Genomic DNA, 19,135 nt, shown 5'->3' with positions numbered 1-19,135 from the left:
TCATGGCCAACAAACGCTGCCGCCCGGCAACGGTTTCAGAACGCAGGTGTTTTTGGCGGCGAAATTCGCGGCGTCAGAGCGGCGTCAGATCAGACCGGCCAGCGGCGAACTCGGATCGGCATATTTGCGCGTGCCCATGCGGCCCGAAAGATAGGCGTCGCGGCCGGCTTCGACCGCCAGCTTCATCGCCCGGGCCATGCGGATCGGGTCCTTGGCCTCGGCGATGGCGGTGTTCATCAGCACCCCGTCGCAGCCGAGCTCCATCGCTACCGCGGCATCGCTCGCCGTGCCCACCCCGGCATCGACCAGCACCGGCACCTTCGCGCCCTCGACGATCAGGCGGATCGTCACCCGGTTCTGGATGCCGAGGCCAGAGCCGATCGGGGCGCCGAGCGGCATGACCGCCACCGCGCCGGCCTGCTCGAGTTGCTGGGCCGCGATCGGATCGTCGACGCAGTAGACCATCGGCTTGAATCCCTCGCTGGCCAGCACCTCGCAGGCCTTGAGCGTCTCGCGCATGTCGGGATAGAGCGTGCGCGCCTCCCCCAGCACTTCCAGCTTGACCAGCTCCCAGCCTCCCGCCTCGCGCGCCAGCCGCAGCGTGCGGATCGCCTCGTCCGCGGTGAAGCATCCGGCGGTGTTGGGCAGGTAGGTGACCTTCCTGGGATCGATATAGTCCATCAGCACCGGCTGGCTCGGGTCGGAGATGTTGACGCGGCGTACCGCCACGGTGACGATCTCCGCCCCGCTCGCCTCGAGCGCGGCAGCGTTCTGGGCGAAATCCTTGTACTTGCCGGTGCCGACGATCAGGCGGCTCTTGAAGGTGTGCCCGGCAACGCTCCAGGTGTCGGATTCGGCATTGGTGGTCTGGATGTCCATGCGGCGCGGGTTAGGCCCCACGCCGAAGCGGTGCAAGGCCTCAGCCGCCGCCGACGAAATGCACGATCTCGAGCACGTCGCCGTCGGCGAGCGCGGCCTCGGCCAGCGTCGAGCGCGGCACGATCGTGCCGTTGCGCTCGACCGCGACCTTCTCGGGTTTCAATCCGAGTTCGGTCACCAGCGCGGCAATGGTGGCGGCGGAGGATCGGCGCTGTTCGCCATTGACGGTGAGGGAAAGCTGGGCGGTCATGGAGCCGAGATAGCGCGAGGCGTCACCGTTGCAACGCCCGCCTCGGTCGAACGGACCTAGCCGCGCGCGGCCGGCACCTTGAGTTGGCGCAGATTGAGCACGTGCCCGACGGCGACGAGGGTGACGCCGATCACCGTCAACACCGCCTCTTCCACTCCGTGCGGCACGGCGAGCGCGCCGCCCATGAACGAGAGGCCGGTCATCGCGGTGACGAAGGGCGCCGGACGGCGATGCTTGAGCGCGCCGAGGCCGATGGCGACCGCGGCGACCAGTGTGGCAACCACCAGCCCGTAGCGGTGGATCGCCGGGTTGAGCAGGAAGGTGCCGCCGACGCCGAGCCCGGCGATGACCACGAGGCTGGCAACGCAATGCACCGCGCACAGGCACGAGAGCGTCATGCCAACCCGGTCGAGCCGGTGGCGAATCATGTGAAGAGACAGGCCCATTTGCGCGCCCGATGTATGAGACGGTGTAACATTTCGCAAGATGTCAAATGCGCGAGCGGCCTTGCGATTCGCACGCTTCGCGCGCAAACGGCCCGCGCTATGGTTGCGACCACAGGGAATCCCAGCGGGACATCGGTGACTGGGGCGACGCGTCCGCGCGCACTGGCTTTCTGGCTTCTTGTCGTCGGGGCGCTGGTCGTGGCGATCGTCGCGGTCGGCGGAATAACCCGACTCACCGAATCCGGCGTCTCGATCACCGAGTGGAAGCCGGTCACCGGCGCGCTGCCACCTCTCACCCAGGCGCAGTGGCAGGCGGAGTTCGACGCCTATCGCGCCACACCGCAGTTCATCGAAGTCAACGGTCCGGCCGGGATGACGCTGGCGACCTACAAGTTCATCTACTTCTGGGAATGGGTCCACCGCCTGCTGGCGCGCGGGATCGGGCTTGTCCTCATCGCCGCCACGGCGTGGTTCTGGGTCCGCCAGCAGATACCGGCCGGCTACAAGCCGCGCCTGCTCGCGCTCATCGCTCTGATCGGCCTGCAAGGCGCGATCGGCTGGTGGATGGTCGAATCCGGCATCGTCCACGATGTGCGGGTGAGCCATTTCCGGCTTGCCACGCATCTTCTGACGGCGCTGTTCTTCATGGGCGGGCTGATATGGACCGCGCTCGACCTGCTGCAGCTTGGCCGGGATGCGGCGGCGCGGCCCGCTCGTCTGACCGGCTTTTCGGCGCTGGTGCTCGCCGCGCTCGGCGTGCAGCTCCTGTTCGGGGCGTGGCTGGCCGGACTGCGCGCCGGGGTCGTCGCCGGCGGCGGCTGGTTCAACTGGGGGGCCTGGCCGCTGATGCAGGGCGAGGTCTTTCCCGACGGCGTCGACTGGGCATCGGGGGCGCTGCATGCGCTGGCGAACGATCCATTTCTCGTCCACTTCGTCCACCGCTGGTGGGCGTGGGTTGTCGTGGCCTTGCTGATCGTCCTTGCGCGCAAGGTGCGGGTGCGCAGCCGCAAGGCCTCGATCGCCGTACACACTGCCTTCGGCACGCAGATCCTGCTCGGCATCGCCACCGTGTGGAGCGGCGTCGCGCTGTGGCTGGCGGTGCTCCATCAGCTGACCGGCGCTCTTCTCACCGCGGCCACGGTATGGGCCGCACATGCCGCCGGAAGACGCGAATGAGCGCCGCCCTCCTGTGGAGCGCCTTCGCCGACGAGGACAGCGCGGCTGCGACGGCCGGCGCGCTGCTCGACGAAGGCCTCGTCGCCTGCGCCAACATACTGCCGGGGGTCCGTTCGCTGTTCGTCTGGCAGGGCGAACGCAGCGAAGCGCGCGAATGCGCCGTCCTGTTCAAGACCGATGCGAGCCTGCTCGACCGGGCCTGCGCGCGACTCGCCGAACTGCACCCCTACGAGACGCCCGCGGTCAGCGGCTGGCACGCCGACGCAACCCCCGGAGCGACCGCCGCCTGGCTCGGCGAACTCGTGGCTGCGCGTCACTGAGCGCTATCGCAGTCTGGCCCCGGTATTATTTTACCTCTCCGCAATCCCGCGGAATCCCTTGACTTCGCGCCCTTTCGCGGACAAATGCGCGCCTTCGCTGCGGGCCGGTTCGCGAATCGTCCTGCCGCACCCCATCGCACAACGAGAGTACCCAGCCATGAAGGCGCTCAGCAAGCAGACCCGGTCGATCAAGCCGGCCGAGGTCGAAAAGAATTGGCACCTGATCGATGCCGACGGCCTGGTGGTCGGCCGCCTGGCGGTGATCGTCGCCAACCTCCTGCGCGGCAAGCACAAGCCGAGCTACACCCCGCACGTCGACTGCGGCGACCACGTGGTCGTGATCAATGCCGACAAGGTGCGCTTCACCGGCAACAAGCTCAAGAGCCAGACCTATTACAAGCACACCGGTTACGCCGGCGGGCTCAAGGAAGTGACCGCGGACAAAGTCCTCGCCGGCCGTTTCCCCGAGCGCGTGCTCGAAAAGGCGGTCGAGCGGATGATTCCGCGCGGCCCCCTCGGCCGCGACCAGATGCGTGCGCTGCATCTCTACGCCGGCACCGAGCATCCGCACGACGGGCAGAAGCCCGCGGTGCTCGACGTCGCTTCGCTCAATCGCAAGAACAAGGTGGCCAACTGATGGCTGACGAAAACAACACCGTGTCGGATCTCGCCGATCTCAAGAACATCGCCGGCGGCACCGCCGATGGCGCCCCGACCGCCGAAGGCACCGAAGCGATCATCGCGCCCGTCTCGACCGCCCCGCTGCGCGAGAAGGAAGTCGACGCGCAGGGCCGCGCCTATGCCACCGGCCGCCGCAAGGACGCCGTCGCCCGCGTATGGATCAAGCCCGGCAAGGGCACGATCACCGTCAACGGCCGCGAGCAGGAAGTGTACTTTGCGCGTCCTTCCCTGCGCCTCGTCATCAATCAGCCGTTCCAGGTTGCCGACCGCGAAGGTTCCTACGACGTCGTCGCCACCGTCAAGGGCGGTGGGCTGTCGGGCCAGGCCGGTGCGGTCAAGCATGGCATCAGCCAGGCGCTGACCAAGTTCGAGCCGGAATTGCGCGCCGCAGTCAAGGCCGCCGGTTTCCTGACCCGCGACAGCCGCACGGTCGAGCGCAAGAAGTACGGCCGCGCAAAGGCCCGCAAGAGCTTCCAGTTCTCGAAGCGCTAAACTTCGGCACGAGTTTCCTCGACGGAGGAAAATGCGAAGGGCGGTCTCCCACGAGGGGGCCGCCCTTTTTCATTGCCGGATGGGTGCGCGCGAAGCTCAGTGGACCGGCGGATCGACCGGGGGCACGGCGCCGATGGGGGCGACCGGCTCATCGGGCTCGCGCGGAGGCATCGCGTCTTCGGGCACGGCGTCGACCTGCATCTGTTCGGTCGGGATGGCATAGAGGTTGCGCACGCACAGTTCGATGGTCTCGCCGTCCCAGGTGAGCTCGTTGAAGCTCGGCGGGGTCGAACGGATCCGCTGCGACAGGGTGCCGGCACCGATCATTCGCACCGGGCCGTGCGCCGTCGTGCGCACGATGTCGAAAGCGTCGTGCACGTGGCCGCTCAGCGTCGCCAGGACCTTGCGCCGCGCCAGCTCTGCCAGCGCATGATCGCCGCCGTGGGTCCACGCTTTGCCCTTCGTCCCTGCCTCGACCAGCGGATGGTGGCATGCGACGAGGACCTTGGTCCCGGCCGGCAGGGCATCGATGGCTGTTAACGTGCGCTCGAGCGCGCGCTCGGTGATCCAGCCGTGCGACCAGGGCCAGCGCGGCTGCCAGCGGCGCACGGTCTTGAGCGGGACGATGGCAAGGCCCGGGAGATCGATCTCGCGTTCGACCTTGTCCTGCATGCCGCGAAACCGCTGGTAGGGTGCGATGAAGCGCTCGATCAGGTTGAAATAGGGCATGTCGTGGTTGCCGACTTCGACCGTCACCGGCACGTCGAGACTGTTGATCCAGGCAGTCGCCTGCGCAAATTCGCCGTGCCGCGCGCGCATGGTTAGGTCGCCGGTAATGGCCACGGCGTCGGGCCGTCTCTCGGCGATTTCCTTTTTGACCCAATCGAGCGCCCGCGGATCGGCGAGGCCGAAATGGATATCGCTGAGATGGAACAGGACTTTGCGGTCAGTCATCGCGCGGCGTGGCTAGCAGGTCCACCCCGCAGGCGACCAGCTCGAATTCCTCCGTCGGACCAGCGTCGTGCTTCTCACCGTCGATCAGAATGCCGAAGGCTTCGCCGTCGGTGCTGGCGAGAGTACAGCGGTCGAAAGTGCCCAGGATGTCATGCGGTCCCTCGCGGAAACTGCGACGCAGCAACGCCCAGCTCTGGCTGAGGAATTCTGTCGTGGTCTCGGCATGATAGGCGGCGACTTCGATACCCTCGTCGTGCGGGGTCAGCATGATCAGGGGGTACCCCTCGGCACTGCCTGCCTCGCGGCAGGCGATACCGGGGTCAGCCAGTGTTTCGCCGATAGCCTGGGCCGCACTGTCGACGACGCCAAGGACATCGCCCTCGCGCATCGTCTCGCGTACGTCGTGCCAGCTGGTGCCGGGCCCCGCGAGCAGCCCAGCCAGCGCCACCCCCTGGCTGCAGCCTATCACGCCAGGGCGACGCGGCCGGGCCTTGCCCGCCGCGACGAGGCGCACCACCTCGTCCATTTCGCGGTCGCCGTGCAATCGGTGGTAAAGCAGATTCATCGTCCCACCCGGCAGGATGAGAACTTGCCCGCTCCACCCCGAAAGCCGGTCGATCGCCGCGTTGATCGTGCCGTCGCCGGCGAAGATCGCCACCAGGTCGACCCCCGCGGCGTCGAGCGTCTTCGCGTCGGGCAAGCGCTGATCGGGGAAGACCGTCTTGGCTGCGATCCTGAAGCTGGAATCCTCGCAACAGTTCTGAAGCGCGGAAAGCGCCTCGTCGTCGTTGCTGCCGCTGGCCGGGTTGCAGATCAGCCAAATGTCCCGCGCGGCGCTCATAGCCGCATAGCGCGCAGTCCTCCGCCTGGTTCCCGCTTCAGATTCGATGCGTCAGGACCAGCCAGGCGCCGAAGCCGTTCATTGCCGTATAGCCGGCATAGACCCGGCCCCAGCCGGTAAAGCCGCTCGCCGCCAACAGCAGCGCGCCGAGCAGGACGATGAATTCCACCGCCAGCGTCGCGCGCCCGCCCATTCCGCGGCCGAACCACGGCATCTGCCTTAGCATCGGGTGGCCGCTCTCCAGAACGGCCTTGTGCAGCGCGAAGTTGGCTACGCCGAGCGCGAAGACGATCAGGACCGCGACCATGGCTGCAATCTGGACCCTTCGCCGGCGAATGCAATCGGCCATTCGCCGGGCTGCGACGGTCGTTCGTCGGACCGTGCGGTTGCTGGTCGGCGCGGCGCGCATTCTGGTCGAAGGTTGCGCGAAAAAGCCCCCGGACATGCCTAATTGTTCAAGTGCGCCACGGTCCAACCCCCAGTCCCCACGGACCGTGGCGCGCCCAGAAGGAGGAGATAGAACCGTGACGACCCGCACTCTCATCATCGGCAGCGCCCTTGCCGCTGCGCTGTCCGCCGCCCCCGCCATGGCCACCGAGCGCACCGCCCGTGTCGCTTATAGCGACCTCGACCTGACCAGCGACGCCGGGCAGGCCGAACTGCAGAGCCGGCTCGACAAGGCTGCGCGCAAAGTCTGCCGTTTCGAGGACGATGGCCAGGTTGCCACGCCGGCCGATGAAGACGCCTGTTACCGCGCGACCCGCCAGAAGGTGGCGGTGCAGGTCGCCTACCTAACCACGGAAATCCAGCGCGGCGGTTGACCGTCCCCAGCCGCCACGCCGAAGGGCGCCCTCGCGAGAGGACGCCCTTCTTTTTTTGTGTCGTAGGGGATCGGTTTGCCGGCGCCGGTCAGCGGCCGGCCATTTCCTTGACCTTGCGCAAGTAAGTGCGGCCGATTCGCAACGCCTCGCCATCGGCCATCTCCGCGGCCCAGACGCCAAGACCTTCGTGGCGCAGGCCGCGAATCGCCTCGCGTCGCAAAATCGTCGAACGGTGGATGCGGATGAATTCCTCCGGGTCGAGCTTGGCTTCCAGCCCGGCGATGGTCTGCAGCAGAAGGTAGCTCCGATTGCCCACATGGAGCCTGACATAGTCGCGCTCGGCATCGATCCGGTCGACCTGCTCGGCTTCGATGCGCAGCAGCTCGGACCGGTGGGGGACCCAGAACTCGCGCAGCCAGCGGCTTCCGCCCGTCTTGCGGCTGCCGCGCCGCGACAGTGCCCGTGCGACAGCGCGTTCGAGCCGATCGCAAGCGACCGGCTTGAGCACGTAGTCGACTGCGTCCAGATCGAACGCCTCGACCGCGAAGTCTTCATGCGCGGTGACGAAAATCACTGCCGGCGGCGTTTCCCCTTCGGCGAGCGAGCGAGCCACGGCGAGGCCGTCCATACCCGGCATTGTCATGTCGAGCATAAGCAGGTCCGGCTTGAGCGTTTCGGCGAGGCGCAGCGCCGACTTGCCGTCGCTTGCCGTGCCCACGACTGCGAGGTCGTCGAGTTTGGCGCAGAGGACCTGCATACGTTCGATCGCCAGCGGCTCGTCGTCGACGATCAGCGCGCGGAGCGGTTGCGTGGCTTGCTCGGTCATGCGGCGGCCTTTGCTACACCGACCAGCGGCAGGCGCAAGTGCGTGGCATAGCCTTCCGACGAGCGGCCGGAAACGATCGTCGCCTCGTCGCCGAAGCGGGCGGCGAGGCGTTGCTCGACATTGCGCAGGCCAATACCGTAGCCGGGCCGCGGATCATGGGAAGCGTCGGTGCTTCCACCGTTGTCCGCCACGGTTACAACCAGCCGGCCGTACTCCTCGCGCGCGGACACGGTGATCGTCACTCGGCCCTGGCTCGGGGCGACCGCGTGCTTGACCGAGTTTTCGACCAGCGGCTGGAGGATCATGCCGGGGACCCGGGCATCGCCGAGTGCCTCGGGCAGGTCGAACTGGGCTTCGAGACGCTCGGGAAAACGAGCCCTCTCGATATCGAGGTAGAGCCGCTGCAGAGCGAATTCCTCGTCGAGAGAAACGTCAACGGTCGGATCGCCGGCGAGGCTGCGCCGATAGAAGGTCGACATCGTCTGGATCATCCGTTCGGCCGCTGCGGTCTTACCGGTCAGGACCAGCGAGGACAGCGAATTGAGCGTATTGAACAGGAAGTGCGGATTGACCTGGTACCGCAGCGAACGAAGCTCGGCCGCCTTGGCCGCCCGGCGAAATTCGCCCTCGCGGCGCTCGGCTGCGCGCGCTTTCTCGCCGGTCAGGAAGGCGAGATATAGCGCACACCAGGCCAGCAGCATGAAATAGCGCCCGAAACCGATTTCGGCGAGGCTTTGCCAGACGTTCATGTCGGCGGACTTGCGTCCGATGGTGACCGCTTTGGGCTTGCCTGCGCCGTCGGTCGCGCCGGGAACCGAAACCTCGACCAGCAGGTCGCCCGACGAATCGCGGCGGACTTCGAAGCCCTGTTGTTCGGCCATCGCGCGATATGCGCGCTCTTCCACCGAGGCGAAGATCAGAACGTTCGACTGGGCGAGGATGATCGATACCGGCAGCGAAAGGATCAGCGCCGCGACGATCTTGGCCCACAGCGGCTTGTCGTCGAACAGGCGCAGGATCAGCCAGAAGCCGATCATCGTGACCACTCCGGCGATGCAGACCAGCGCGCGCCGCCAGATCATCTCGCTCTCGAAGCCGAGCTCGAGCGACAACGAGCGCAAGGTGATCAGAACGAAATAGCACACCCACAGTCCGACGATCGACGCCAGGACGGTGGGGAAAGGCACCCGCGCCGGGGCCTTGTCTTCGACTGCAATGTCCATCACGCCGCCATAGCCGCTTGCGGCGATCCTCTGCCAGCGCCGATGTCGAGCCGAATCGGCGCTTGGTCGAACCTCAAGCGCCCTCGAGCAGCCTTTCTGCGGAAATTCGCGCCTTCCACTCGGCCGGAGCCAGTGTGTGGACGTTGTTTCCCGCGGAATCGACGGCCACGGTCACCGGCATGTCCTCGACGGTAAATTCGTAGATCGCTTCCATGCCGAGATCCTCGAAGGCGACGACCCGTGACGCCTTGATCGCGCGCGAGACGAGATAGGCCGCTCCGCCCACCGCCATCAGGTAGGCAGACTTGTGTCTGGCGATCGCTTCGGTTGCCGCCGGACCGCGCTCGGCCTTGCCGACGCAGGCGAGCAGCCCCTGATCGAGCATCGTGTCCATGAACTTGTCCATCCGGGTCGCGGTGGTCGGGCCGGCCGGGCCGACGACTTCGCCGGCGACCGGGTCGACCGGGCCGACATAGTAGATCGCCCTGCCCCTGAAGCTGACCGGCAGCTCCTGGCCCTTGTCGAGCATGTCTCTGATGCGCTTGTGCGCCGCATCGCGGCCCGTGAGCATCGCCCCGTTGAGCAAAAGGCGGTCTCCCGCCTTCCAGCTTTGCACCTCTTGCGAGGTAAGCGCATCGAGATCGACGCGGCGCGCCGCGGCATCGGGCTGCCAGTGAACATCGGGCCAGTCGGACAGCTTCGGCGTCTCGAGATAGGCCGGACCCGACCCGTCGAGGGTGAAATGGGCATGGCGGGTGGCGGCGCAGTTGGGGATCATCGCGACGGGCTTGTTGGCCGCATGGCAGGGCGCGTCGAGGATCTTGACATCGAGCACGGTCGCCAGTCCGCCGAGGCCCTGAGCCCCGATGCCCAGCGCATTGACCTTGTCGAAGATTTCGATGCGCATCGCTTCGATATCGTTGTGCGGTCCGCGCCGCTTGAGCTGGGCCATGTCGAGCGGTTCCATCAAGCTCTGCTTGGCCAGCTTCACGCAATGTTCGGCGGTGCCTCCGATGCCGATGCCGAGCATGCCCGGCGGGCACCACCCGGCGCCCATCTGCGGCAGCATTTCGAGGACCCAGTCGACGATGTTGTCGCTTGGATTCATCATCTTGAACTTCGACTTGGCCTCGCTGCCGCCCCCCTTGGCGGCGACGTCGACCGAGACCGTGCTGCCCGGAACCATTTCGACCGAAAGCACGCAGGGTGTATTGTCACGGGTGTTGCGCCGGGTGAACGCCGGGTCGGCGAGGACTGATGCACGCAGCTTGTTTTCGGGATTGGTGTAAGCCCGGCGCACGCCTTCGTCGATCACGTCCTGCAGGCTGCGTGCAGAGCCGAGGCGGCAATCCTGGCCCCATTTGACGAACACGTTGACGATGCCGGTGTCCTGGCAGATCGGCCGGTGCCCTTCGGCGCACATGCGGCTGTTGGTCAGGATCTGGGCAATCGCATCCTTGGCCGCGGGGCCCTGTTCGGCCTCGTAAGCGTCACCCAGCGCGCGGATGTAGTCCATCGGGTGGTAGTAGCTGATGTATTGCAGCGCGTCGGCGACGCTCTCGATCAGGTCCTCCTCGCGGATCGTGACCATGTCGCTCATCGGGTGCCATCTCCTGTCCGGCGAGTTGCGCGCGCCATAGTCGTCCCGACCGGGTGTGGTCAAAGCGCTTCGCACGGGTTTCAAAACACAACTTGCGACAAAGCATGGCATTGCCCGCGCCGGATGCAGGCCCTAAGGCTCCCCCGAACGCCCAAAGGACGATATCTCGAGGTCCCGTGACAGTCGTTGAAGACCGCCCGATGCCCGCCGCTCGCAAGGCCATGATCGACAGCCAGCTGCGCACCAGCGGCGTAACCGCCGACTTCGTGCTTCGCCGCATGGCCGCCGTGGCCCGCGAGGACTTCGTTCCCGCCGCGGCGCGAGGCGTCGCCTACATGGACCGGGCAATTGCCCTGGGCGCGGGCCGCTGGCTTGCGGCACCGATCGTGCAAGGCATGATGCTGCAGGAAGCGGCACCGACGCTGGCCGACAAGGTCCTGCTCGTCGATGGCGGCAGCGGTTATCTTGCCGCGCTGGTCGGACCGCTCGCCGGTTCCCTGGAAGTCATTTCGCCGGAGGAGGCGCTCAAGGCCTCGCGCAAGAAAGATTTCACCCTGCTGATGATCGATGGCGCGGTCGAGCATTTGCCCGAGATGCTGACCAAACGGCTTGCGAATGACGGCCGGGTCGTATGCGGCCTCGTGCGCAACGGGCTGACCCGGCTTGCCGTGGGTCGCGAGGCCGGCGGCGACGTGGCGCTGCGCGCCCTCGCAGAAGTCGGCATTCCGGCCCTGCCCGAATTTGCCAAGGCCAAGGCCTGGAGTTTCTGAGATGACGGGTCGATCGCTGCGCACGCTGTTGCTCACCGGCGCTTGCCTCGCTGCGGTCCCGGCGCAGGCCGACACGTTGAAGGACGCGCTGACCGCAGCTTACGGGGACAATCCCACGCTCGAGGCCGCTCGCGCCCAGCAGCGCGCGACCGACGAGACGGTCGTGATCCAGCAAGCCAGCGGACTGCCCTCGGTCAGCACCTCGGCAACTTACACCGAGTATCTCAAGCAGAGTTCGTCGAGCTTCATCTCGCCGGACCGCGTGCTCAGCGGGAGCGGCGACCTGAGCATCCCGATTTATTCGGGCGGAGCGGTGCGCAACGGCGTCAAGGCTGCCAAGAAGCGCATCGAGGCGGGCCGGGCCGGCCTGCGCGGCACCGAAAGTTCGATCTTCGCGCAGGTCGTCGCCGCCTACATGGACGTGATCCGGACCGAAGCGGTGACCAGCCTTTCGGCCAACAACGTCGAGGTCCTCCGGGTCAATCTGCAAGCGACCAGCGACCGTTTCGAGATCGGCGACCTGACGCGCACCGACGTGGCCCAGTCGGAAAGCCGACTGGCGCTTGCCCAGGGCGACCTGCGAACCGCCCAGGCTAACCTTGTTGCGGCGCGCGAAAACTACGTCGCGCTGGTCGGCATGGCGCCGGACAATCTCCAGCCTCCGCCGCCGCTGCCCGGCCTGCCCGCCAGCGTCGACGAAGCGGTTTCCGCCGCCCTGATGAACAATCCCGACCTGATCGCGGCGCGCGAACGGGCCAAGGCCAGCGGATACGATATCGATACGGCTGGCGCAGGGCGACTGCCCAAGCTCGAGCTCTACACCAGCGGCAGCTACCAGAACTATCTCGGGACGCTGGGCAGCGGCTTTACCGGCGGTCCATCGCCCCAGGTCTCGACTGCCGCACAGGCGGGCGTGCGCTTCACCTTGCCGTTGTTTCAGGGAGGCCGGGTGGCGGCGCAGCAGCGCCAGGCGCAGGCCAATGCCTCGGCGGCTCTCGAACAGGTCGTCTCGACCGAGCGCAGCATCATCTCGCAGGTTCGCTCGGCCTATTCGAGCTGGCAAGCGGCGCAGGCGATTATCGCTTCGACGCAGTCGGCGGTCGATGCGGCAGCGCTCAGTCTCGAAGGTGTGCGAGCCGAGAACAGCGTCGGCAACCGGACGATCCTGAACATCCTCGACGCCCAGCAGGAACTGCTGCGCGCCCAGGTCCAGCTCGTTACCGCCCGGCGCAATGCCTATGTCGCCGGATTCAGCCTGCTGGCGGCGATGGGCCGCGCCGAAGCGCGCGATCTCGGCATCGACGATGAGGGCGCGTTGTACGACCCTGTGGTCAATTATGATCGCGTGAAGGGCAATATCTGGGACTGGTCGCGCGATCCGGACCCCGAGACGCAAAGCTCCCGCACCGTTGACATTCCCGCCCAGGGTGCGGAAATTCCCGCGGAGCAACAGGCGGGACTGACAAACTGATGCGGCAGCACGGCGAACCTTCGGTCGAGGAAATCCTCGAATCGATCAAGAAAGTTATCGCGCGCGACAACCGCGAATCCGCTTCTGTCGAACGGCAGAGGCGCGAGAGCGCAGGCATGGCCCGTGCTCCGTCCGAAACCGCCGAGAACGCAGAAGAAGTGCTCCAACTGGGCGCCGATGCCGAGTTGGCCGAAGAAGACGACAGCGGCGAGGATGCGCTCACCACCCGCGAAACCGCAGGGGCGATGCGCGAATCGCTCGCTGCCCTGGCCATGCTTGCGGAACCTGGCGCGCAGCCACAGATCGTCCGCTCCGGGGAAACCTCGCTCGAAGGCCTGGTGCGCGAAATGCTCCGCCCGATGCTCGCGCAATGGCTCGAGGATCATCTTCCGGCGATCGTCGATCGCATGGTGCAGGCCGAAATCGCCCGAATCGCAGGCAAGAAGCGCTGAGCAAACCCGCAGCGATATCCGACCTCGCCCGGGCCGAAGCGGCCCTGGCCAAGATCGGCGGCGAGACGCTCTCGCGTCACATCTTCCTCTGCGGAATGTCGGAAAAGCAGGAATGCTGCCGGCGCGACGTCGGCGAGCGAGCCTGGAAGTATCTCAAGCGGCGCCTCAAGGAACTCGGGCTCGCCGGGCCCACGCGGGAATCGGGCGGCGGCGTACAGCGGACCAAGGCCGACTGTCTGCAGATCTGCACCGCGGGCCCGATCGCCGTCGTCTGGCCCGACCGCGTCTGGTACCATTCCTGCACCGAGGAGGTGCTCGAACGAATAATCCAGGAGCACCTGATCGGCGGCGTCCCGGTCGAGGATTACCGGCTTCGTCCCGCCGAATAGCGCGCCCTCCGGCGCTATTTATCCTCGAGGTCGGATACCGATTCGTCGTGTCCCGTTCCGCTGGATAGAAAGACGAGGCCCATCAGAGCCGCCATCAGCATCATCGCCGCGCCGATCCCGAGACCCGTGGCGATATAGAAATGGATGGGCGAGGGTCCGACCTCCCAGCGCAGAAACCCGAGAACCAGCACGACGACTGTGAGCGTGAACATCGCCATCCAGCGCATCAGGCGGCGATAGCGGGCCCAGGCGTGGGCGGCGTTCTCGGGTTGGTCGAGGGGGGATGGTTTGGCCATGCGCGCCTGATGCTCTTGTCTGACGCTTCAATCAACGCCCCTGTTTCTCGTCCCGTTGCAGGATTCGCGCGTTCCGTCGTCCTGTGGCATACTGGAACGCGGGAAGAGGAACATTGCCATGGACATTGCCAATCTGATTGTTCGGCGCGACCCGTCCGACATCGTGAGCTGTTCGGCCGGCGACCGTGTCCGCGATGCGGTCAAGCTCCTTGCCGAACGGCGCATCGGCGCCCTCCCGGTCATTCGCGCGGGGCAGGTGGCCGGCATCTTTTCGGAGCGCGACGTGCTCTACCGCCTGGCCGACGAAGGCGCGTTCTGCCTCGAACGGGAAGTCGGCGAAGTTATGACCGCGCCGGCCGTAACGATTCCCCCGTCGGCCACTGCCCACGAGGCGCTGGCGCTGATGACGCGGCGCCGCATCCGCCACCTGCCGGTGATGGACGAGGGTCGAATGATCGGGTTCATCTCCATCGGAGACATCGTCAAAGGCCGCCTCGACGAAATAACGGCCGAGGCGGAACAGATGCGGCAATATATCCAGACTGCTTGAGACTGCACCCCGCGCCCCCTACATCGCAGGCATGAGCAGTATTTCCCTGACTCCCGCAGCCGCCCGGCGTGTCGAGTGGATCGCCCAGCGGCAAGGCAAGCCGGCCGTCCTGCGGCTTTCGGTCGAAGGCGGCGGCTGCTCCGGCTTCCAATACAAGTTCGATCTAGCCGAAATAACCGCGAGCGACGATGCGGTCAGCGAGACCGATGGCGTGCGGCTCGTGGTCGACCCGGTCAGTCTCGACCTCGTCGCCGGCAGCGTGGTCGATTTCGTCGAGTCGCTTGGCGGAGCGGCATTCAAGGTCGAAAATCCCAATGCTGCCGCCGGTTGCGGTTGCGGTTCCAGCTTCGGCATCTAAGGTTCGGCGGATGCGGATTGCATCCTTCAACATCAACGGCGTCAAGGCGCGGCTACCGCGCCTGATCGAGTGGCTCGAGGAGACCCGACCGGCTGTCGCCTGCCTTCAGGAGATCAAGAGCCAGGACGAGGGCTTTCCGGCCGAGGAATTCGAAAAGATCGGCTATCGCGCGATCTGGCACGGCCAAAAGGGCTTCAACGGCGTTGCCATTCTCGCCGACGGCCAGGACCCGGCCGAAGTCGTGAAGGGCCTACCGGGCGATCCCGACGACGAGCAGGCGCGGTTCATCGAGTGCGACGTCAAGGGCGTGCGAATCGTCAACCTGTATCTGCCCAACGGCAATCCGCAGCCCGGGCCCAAGTTCGACTACAAGCTCGCCTGGATGGAGCGCCTGCGCGTTCGCTTGCGCGAACTGCTCGCGCGGGAGCTACCGACCGTGGTGGTCGGCGATTTCAACGTCATTCCCGAGGATCGCGACGTCTGGTCGGTGGCGGCCATGGCCAGCGACGCGCTGATGCAGCCCCAATCGCGCAATGCTTACGCGCGCATTCTCGCCGACGGCTGGACCGACGCGATCGCCACGCTCAACCCGCGCGGCGGTGTATGGACCTTCTGGGACTACCAGGCCGGCGCGTGGCAACGCGATCACGGCTTTCGCATCGATCACCTGCTCCTCTCGCCCGAGGCCGCCGACCGTCTAGTCGCCGCCGGTGTCGACAAGGAATATCGGGGCCGCGAAAGAGCCAGCGATCACGCCCCGGTGTGGGTCGAAATCGGCGACTGAATTCTCCGTGCCGCTTAGCGATAGAAGACGTGGCGGGCGAGCGTAGCGCGGGCGATCTTCCGGCTTGCCCAACGCGGCTTGATCCGCGTCGCGTGGAAATAGAGCGAATCCCCGGCTGGGCTGTCCCACAATTCCTGGTGGGCGATCTTGGCCACGGCGACGGCCTTCTTCCAGGCGGTGGTCCCGGTGCGCGGTGCGGGGATGACCCCGTGCTTGACGAAGGAGAACTGGGCCCGCTGCGTCACGACACCGCAGTAGTCGTCCGGAAAAGCGGCGGATTCGGCGCGGTTGATGATCACGCGGCCGACCGCCAGCTGGCCGGCGAGGGGTTCGCCGCGGGCTTCGAAATAGATCGCTTCGGCGAGGCAGCGCATTTCGCGCGGCAGTTCGCCTTCGACCGGCATGTCGGCCACGAGCTCGCGCAGCGAGAGCGGCTCGGACCCTTCGGCGATGGCCGCACTCGGCGCGGCGTCCTGCGGCAGCGGCTGCACCACTTCGTTCGCCACGAAGTGCGGGCCGGCGGGGTCCTGAGTTTCCGTAACCGTCGGGACATTGTCCTCGACGGCGACTTTGCTTTCTTGCGCGAAGGCACCGGAACCGCCGGTGTTCGCGAGCGTAAATATCAGACTGGCGGCCACGGCGAGCGCGGCGGCCTTATGAGTCTTTCGGCTCATCGATCCCTAACTCAGGGCGGTTGACGTCCCGACGCAGGCTGGCGGTCTCGCTTGTCTCTGCGGAATAGTCCGCAGCCGCGTGATCTCGCTCGCAATGGCCTGCCGGCCGCCACCCGACTGCGCGCTGGCCAGGCCACCGGATACCCGGCGCCTCGAGGCTGCCTACGCTATTGGAAGATGGCGGCCAGATAGCCCCGGTCCTCCAAAGGTCAACCGATGGTTCCGTTCAATCCGATGAAACGTTCAGCATTCGCGATATCCAGCTCAACGATCCAAAGGTCGCGATCCTGAGCCCTTCGTCTTTGCCAATATTCGGCGAATTCGCTTTTGTTTTCAGGGTTTTGCTCTTTGACGAGAGTCCATCGGCGCGACCCGTCGAGCTGCGGCATTCGCTCATAAAGGCGCAGTTTTGTGTCATTTGCGCCACATATTATTAGCAAAGTTCCCGCATCGCGTTCACCTTTTGCGATAACCATCCCGAACCCGCCTGCAGCGTCCACCGCCCGAATCAGTCCATTTACCTCCAGGTGGGCGGGCAGGCGCGCGTCCGTCATTTCAGTGCTCCGGACGGTAACCGGGAAGGCCGGAGAGAGGAATCTTCGAGCGCATGAAAGTGCCGGTGCCGCGGCCGATCTCTTCCCCCTCACCGTCGAGCAACCGCGCCTCGGCCACGAACACACGGCGCCGGCCGCTGATCCAGCGGCCCTCCGCGACGACTGGGCCCGACCGGATCGGGGCGGTGAAGTGCAGGTTGAACGCGGTGGTCAGCAGGAAACGGTCGGTCACGAGCGAATTGGCCGCGTAGAAAGCTGCGTCGTCGAGCATCTTGAAATAGATCGTGCCGTGCGCCGCTCCGGCAGCGTGATGAACGCGCTCGTCGACGGTGAATTCGATCCGTGCGTGCCCTTCGGAAACGACCTGTAGCCGCGAGGGGAACAGCGCATTCACCGGGGCCGAGGCATAGAGGGTCTCGAGCGCACGGAAATGATGGCTGGCCCCCGGCGGAGCGAGCGCTTCGGCCTCAGGCGGCGTCGCGATCCGCGGCATTGCTTATCATGCTGTAGAGCGCCTCGGCGTCGGGCGCTTCGCTCAGCGCATCGTGAATGCGCTCGTCGCGCACCAGGCGCGAAATCGCCGCCAGCGCATGAAGGTGCGCCGCACCGCTCTGCTCGGGCGACACCAGTCCGAAAACCAGGTCGACGGGCAAGCCGTCGGCGGCATCGAAATCGACCGCGTCTTTGAGCTTGAGCAGCACAGCAACGGGCCGGCTGACCCCCGCTACCCGGGCGTGGGGAATGGCGACACCGCGTCCGAAACCGGTACTGCCCAAGGCTTCGCGCTCCTGCAGCCGCTCGAGCACTTCGGCGCCGTTCAGGTCGTAGCTGCTGGCAAACTGGTGCGCGAGTGCCTCGAGAATGGCGTCCTTAGAGGTCGCGGCGACGATCGCCACGTCGCCGGGCTCCAGAAAGAAATGTACGTTCATAGTTCAACCCGAATAATTCCCGGCCCGGGCGCGCGGTCGACATAGCCGCCCGCCTGCCACCCGGTTGCCGTCAATTCGATTGGCTAGAAGCGTTCTCTTAGCGCTTCACGAGGGTTCGACCCAGCCGATCGAGCCATCGGGGCGGCGGTAAACCATATTGTGCCGGCCGGTGCCAGCGTTTTTGAAGAACAGGGCGTTGGTATGACGCAGGTCGAGAAGCATCACGGCGTCGGAAACCGAGACCTGCGGTATGTCGATCCGAGTTTCGGCGATGACCGGCGGTGCTTCGGGCGGTTCGGTTTCGGATTCCGCCTCTTCGGCCGCGAAGATGGTATAGGCGGCGTCCTCCTCACGCGTGGCATGTACCGCCTGCTCGTGCCTGTCCGTGAGCCGCCGCTTGTAGCGCCTCAGCTGCTTTTCGATCTTGTCGGCGGCCTGGTCGAGCGACTGGTGGGCGTCATGCGCTTGGCCGTGGGACTTGAGAATAAGGCCATGGTTGACGTGCATCACGATATCGCACGCGAAGGCGCTGGTCGGCGCCTTGCCGAAGGTAACGTGGGATGAAAGCGCGCGGCTGAAGTACTTGTCGATGATTCCATTGAGCCGGTCGGCGGCATGTTCCTGCAGAGCCGATCCGGTGTTCACCTGGTGGCCGGACACGCGAATTTCCATGGTATTGACTCTCCTGTCTGCCCCGAGGACCTGTCTCAGGGCGATTTATCCCAGAGCGGCCCATTCAACGTTTCGACGAACGCTTCGTGCCGAATGAGTTCCGCTTCGCTCGGGACATGCGGCCGCGGGGCGCGAAAAATGCGGTTCATCACCGTGATCCCGACCGTTTCGACCACCGTTTCGATGGTTTCGGTGGCGAGCTCGAGTCCGATCTGGCGCCCGCCGGTAAGCTCGACATAAACCTGCGCCAGCAGTTCGGCGTCGAGCAGCGCGCCGTGCTTTACGCGGTGGCTCCGATCGATGCCGTACCGCGTACACAGGGCATCCAGAGAGTGCTTCGCGCCAGGGTGGCGGCGGCGGGCGATCCCCAATGTGTCGACCATACGATCGAGCGAAACTTCGGGATGTCCGCACGAGCAGAGCTCGCAATTGAGGAAGCCGAAATCGAATTGGGCGTTGTGCGCCACGAGCGGCGAATCGGCGAGGAATTCGAGCAGGTCGAGCACGTTTTCGTGGAAGCGCGGCTTGTCGGCCAGAAAGGCATCGGACAGGCCGTGGACCTGTTCGGCTTCGATCGGCATCGGTCGGTCGGGATTGAAATAGGCATGGAAAGTGCGCCCGGTAGGCACGCGGTTGACCAGCTCGATGCAGCCGATTTCCACGAGCCTGTCGCCCGTCCTTGGATCGAGGCCGGTTGTTTCGGTATCGAACACGATTTCCCGCATCG

At 65.9% G+C, this 19,135-nt stretch carries 27 protein-coding genes and 1 pseudogene; 12 read left to right on the top strand and 16 right to left on the bottom strand.

The window, feature by feature from the left end; all coding sequences use genetic code 11:
- Positions 1-84: 84 nt before the first annotated feature.
- The 3 genes and pseudogenes from Q7I88_RS03325 to Q7I88_RS03320 form a co-directional block, all read right to left on the bottom strand.
- Positions 85-879: a bifunctional sulfur carrier protein/thiazole synthase protein gene (locus Q7I88_RS03325; protein WP_439648377.1), complete on the bottom strand. Its 795-nt coding sequence runs from the start codon at positions 877-879 to the stop codon at positions 85-87.
- A 36-nt stretch (positions 880-915) separates the two neighbouring features.
- Positions 916-1,129: pseudogene (thiS, locus tag Q7I88_RS16560) on the bottom strand (sulfur carrier protein ThiS); the annotation flags it as partial.
- Positions 1,130-1,185: 56 nt separating this feature from the next.
- A complete protein-coding gene (locus tag Q7I88_RS03320; RefSeq protein ID WP_305097614.1) occupies positions 1,186-1,575 on the bottom strand; it encodes a MerC domain-containing protein in 390 nt (129 codons plus the stop codon).
- 99 nt (positions 1,576-1,674) lie between these two features.
- Here Q7I88_RS03320 and Q7I88_RS03315 point away from each other — a divergent pair, with 99 nt between their 5' ends.
- The 4 genes from Q7I88_RS03315 to rpsI all read left to right on the top strand — a co-directional run bounded on the left by Q7I88_RS03315 (position 1,675) and on the right by rpsI (position 4,244).
- On the top strand, positions 1,675-2,751 hold the full coding sequence (locus Q7I88_RS03315; protein ID WP_305097613.1) for a COX15/CtaA family protein: 1,077 nt from the start codon (positions 1,675-1,677) through the stop codon (positions 2,749-2,751).
- Complete coding sequence (gene cutA / locus Q7I88_RS03310) at positions 2,748-3,071, top strand: divalent-cation tolerance protein CutA (RefSeq protein WP_305097612.1); 324 nt, start codon at positions 2,748-2,750, stop codon at positions 3,069-3,071. The genes Q7I88_RS03315 and cutA overlap by 4 nt, the downstream gene beginning before the upstream one ends.
- A 157-nt stretch (positions 3,072-3,228) precedes the next feature.
- The gene (gene rplM / locus Q7I88_RS03305; protein WP_305097611.1) at positions 3,229-3,708 is read left to right on the top strand and encodes a 50S ribosomal protein L13; all 480 of its coding nucleotides are present in this window, start codon (positions 3,229-3,231) and stop codon (positions 3,706-3,708) included.
- Positions 3,708-4,244 (top strand): 30S ribosomal protein S9, encoded by a 537-nt coding sequence (gene rpsI / locus Q7I88_RS03300; RefSeq protein WP_305097610.1) that lies wholly within the window; start codon positions 3,708-3,710, stop codon positions 4,242-4,244. Before rplM ends, rpsI begins: the two co-directional genes overlap by 1 nt.
- Positions 4,245-4,340: 96 nt before the next feature.
- Here rpsI and Q7I88_RS03295 read toward each other — a convergent pair whose 3' ends face one another.
- From Q7I88_RS03295 to Q7I88_RS03285, 3 genes are read right to left on the bottom strand one after another with little or no spacing between them, the layout of a single operon-like run.
- A complete protein-coding gene (locus Q7I88_RS03295; RefSeq protein WP_305097609.1) occupies positions 4,341-5,198 on the bottom strand; it encodes a metallophosphoesterase family protein in 858 nt (285 codons plus the stop codon).
- Positions 5,191-6,039, bottom strand: a complete 849-nt coding sequence (locus Q7I88_RS03290) for a diacylglycerol/lipid kinase family protein (protein WP_305097608.1) — start codon at positions 6,037-6,039, stop codon at positions 5,191-5,193. The genes Q7I88_RS03295 and Q7I88_RS03290 overlap by 8 nt, the downstream gene beginning before the upstream one ends.
- A gap of 37 nt (positions 6,040-6,076) precedes the next feature.
- Positions 6,077-6,346, bottom strand: coding sequence for a hypothetical protein (locus tag Q7I88_RS03285; RefSeq protein WP_305097607.1), 270 nt, complete (start codon positions 6,344-6,346; stop codon positions 6,077-6,079).
- Between the two features lie 217 nt (positions 6,347-6,563).
- Here Q7I88_RS03285 and Q7I88_RS03280 point away from each other — a divergent pair, with 217 nt between their 5' ends.
- Complete coding sequence (locus tag Q7I88_RS03280; RefSeq protein ID WP_305097606.1) at positions 6,564-6,860, top strand: UrcA family protein; 297 nt, start codon at positions 6,564-6,566, stop codon at positions 6,858-6,860.
- 88 nt (positions 6,861-6,948) lie between these two features.
- On the opposite strand, the gene Q7I88_RS03275 is transcribed toward Q7I88_RS03280, so the two are convergent.
- The 3 genes from Q7I88_RS03275 to Q7I88_RS03265 all read right to left on the bottom strand — a co-directional run bounded on the left by Q7I88_RS03275 (position 6,949) and on the right by Q7I88_RS03265 (position 10,509).
- Positions 6,949-7,686, bottom strand: a complete 738-nt coding sequence (locus tag Q7I88_RS03275; protein ID WP_305097605.1) for a LytR/AlgR family response regulator transcription factor — start codon at positions 7,684-7,686, stop codon at positions 6,949-6,951.
- Entirely contained in the window at positions 7,683-8,909 is a 1,227-nt protein-coding gene (locus tag Q7I88_RS03270) for a sensor histidine kinase (protein WP_305097604.1), read from the bottom strand. Before Q7I88_RS03270 ends, Q7I88_RS03275 begins: the two co-directional genes overlap by 4 nt.
- A 73-nt stretch (positions 8,910-8,982) precedes the next feature.
- Complete coding sequence (locus Q7I88_RS03265; RefSeq protein ID WP_305097603.1) at positions 8,983-10,509, bottom strand: fumarate hydratase; 1,527 nt, start codon at positions 10,507-10,509, stop codon at positions 8,983-8,985.
- A gap of 176 nt (positions 10,510-10,685) precedes the next feature.
- Between Q7I88_RS03265 and Q7I88_RS03260 the strand changes: the two genes are divergently transcribed.
- The 4 genes from Q7I88_RS03260 to Q7I88_RS03245 are packed head-to-tail and all read left to right on the top strand — an operon-like array spanning position 10,686 to position 13,591.
- Positions 10,686-11,279 (top strand): protein-L-isoaspartate O-methyltransferase family protein, encoded by a 594-nt coding sequence (locus Q7I88_RS03260; protein WP_305097602.1) that lies wholly within the window; start codon positions 10,686-10,688, stop codon positions 11,277-11,279.
- 1 nt (position 11,280) lies between these two features.
- Positions 11,281-12,750, top strand: a complete 1,470-nt coding sequence (locus Q7I88_RS03255) for a TolC family outer membrane protein (RefSeq protein WP_305097601.1) — start codon at positions 11,281-11,283, stop codon at positions 12,748-12,750.
- Positions 12,750-13,202 carry a DUF2497 domain-containing protein gene (locus Q7I88_RS03250; RefSeq protein WP_305097600.1) on the top strand — a complete coding sequence of 151 codons (453 nt, stop codon included), beginning with the start codon at positions 12,750-12,752 and terminating at the stop codon, positions 13,200-13,202. The genes Q7I88_RS03255 and Q7I88_RS03250 overlap by 1 nt, the downstream gene beginning before the upstream one ends.
- A gap of 14 nt (positions 13,203-13,216) precedes the next feature.
- Positions 13,217-13,591: a (2Fe-2S) ferredoxin domain-containing protein gene (locus Q7I88_RS03245; RefSeq protein ID WP_305098552.1), complete on the top strand. Its 375-nt coding sequence runs from the start codon at positions 13,217-13,219 to the stop codon at positions 13,589-13,591.
- Positions 13,592-13,605: 14 nt separating this feature from the next.
- On the opposite strand, the gene Q7I88_RS03240 is transcribed toward Q7I88_RS03245, so the two are convergent.
- On the bottom strand, positions 13,606-13,887 hold the full coding sequence (locus Q7I88_RS03240; protein ID WP_305097599.1) for a hypothetical protein: 282 nt from the start codon (positions 13,885-13,887) through the stop codon (positions 13,606-13,608).
- A gap of 118 nt (positions 13,888-14,005) precedes the next feature.
- Here Q7I88_RS03240 and Q7I88_RS03235 point away from each other — a divergent pair, with 118 nt between their 5' ends.
- Genes Q7I88_RS03235 through xth form a run of 3 tightly spaced genes read left to right on the top strand, consistent with a single transcriptional unit; the run spans position 14,006 to position 15,579 of the window.
- Positions 14,006-14,437, top strand: a complete 432-nt coding sequence (locus Q7I88_RS03235) for a CBS domain-containing protein (protein WP_305097598.1) — start codon at positions 14,006-14,008, stop codon at positions 14,435-14,437.
- A gap of 31 nt (positions 14,438-14,468) precedes the next feature.
- A complete protein-coding gene (erpA, locus tag Q7I88_RS03230) occupies positions 14,469-14,795 on the top strand; it encodes an iron-sulfur cluster insertion protein ErpA (RefSeq protein ID WP_305097597.1) in 327 nt (108 codons plus the stop codon).
- Positions 14,796-14,805: 10 nt separating this feature from the next.
- The gene (gene xth / locus Q7I88_RS03225) at positions 14,806-15,579 is read left to right on the top strand and encodes an exodeoxyribonuclease III (RefSeq protein ID WP_305097596.1); all 774 of its coding nucleotides are present in this window, start codon (positions 14,806-14,808) and stop codon (positions 15,577-15,579) included.
- Positions 15,580-15,593: 14 nt separating this feature from the next.
- On the opposite strand, the gene Q7I88_RS03220 is transcribed toward xth, so the two are convergent.
- The 6 genes from Q7I88_RS03220 to dnaQ form a co-directional block, all read right to left on the bottom strand.
- Positions 15,594-16,253 carry a cell wall hydrolase gene (locus Q7I88_RS03220; RefSeq protein ID WP_305097595.1) on the bottom strand — a complete coding sequence of 220 codons (660 nt, stop codon included), beginning with the start codon at positions 16,251-16,253 and terminating at the stop codon, positions 15,594-15,596.
- 209 nt (positions 16,254-16,462) lie between these two features.
- The gene (locus Q7I88_RS03215) at positions 16,463-16,807 is read right to left on the bottom strand and encodes a DUF1491 family protein (protein WP_305097594.1); all 345 of its coding nucleotides are present in this window, start codon (positions 16,805-16,807) and stop codon (positions 16,463-16,465) included.
- A gap of 1 nt (position 16,808) precedes the next feature.
- Positions 16,809-17,300: a PaaI family thioesterase gene (locus Q7I88_RS03210; RefSeq protein ID WP_305097593.1), complete on the bottom strand. Its 492-nt coding sequence runs from the start codon at positions 17,298-17,300 to the stop codon at positions 16,809-16,811.
- On the bottom strand, positions 17,275-17,736 hold the full coding sequence (locus Q7I88_RS03205) for a PTS sugar transporter subunit IIA (RefSeq protein ID WP_305097592.1): 462 nt from the start codon (positions 17,734-17,736) through the stop codon (positions 17,275-17,277). The genes Q7I88_RS03210 and Q7I88_RS03205 overlap by 26 nt, the downstream gene beginning before the upstream one ends.
- A 105-nt stretch (positions 17,737-17,841) precedes the next feature.
- On the bottom strand, positions 17,842-18,408 hold the full coding sequence (gene hpf / locus Q7I88_RS03200; RefSeq protein WP_305097591.1) for a ribosome hibernation-promoting factor, HPF/YfiA family: 567 nt from the start codon (positions 18,406-18,408) through the stop codon (positions 17,842-17,844).
- A 35-nt stretch (positions 18,409-18,443) separates the two neighbouring features.
- Positions 18,444-19,133, bottom strand: coding sequence for a DNA polymerase III subunit epsilon (dnaQ, locus tag Q7I88_RS03195; RefSeq protein WP_305097590.1), 690 nt, complete (start codon positions 19,131-19,133; stop codon positions 18,444-18,446).
- Positions 19,134-19,135 lie beyond the last annotated feature (2 nt).

It is taken from the genome of Croceibacterium aestuarii (assembly GCF_030657335.1).
Taxonomy (GTDB): Bacteria; Pseudomonadota; Alphaproteobacteria; order Sphingomonadales; family Sphingomonadaceae; genus Croceibacterium_B; species Croceibacterium_B aestuarii.
Note: the sequence above shows the minus strand (reverse complement) of the source record. Positions and strands in the feature narration are given on the sequence as shown.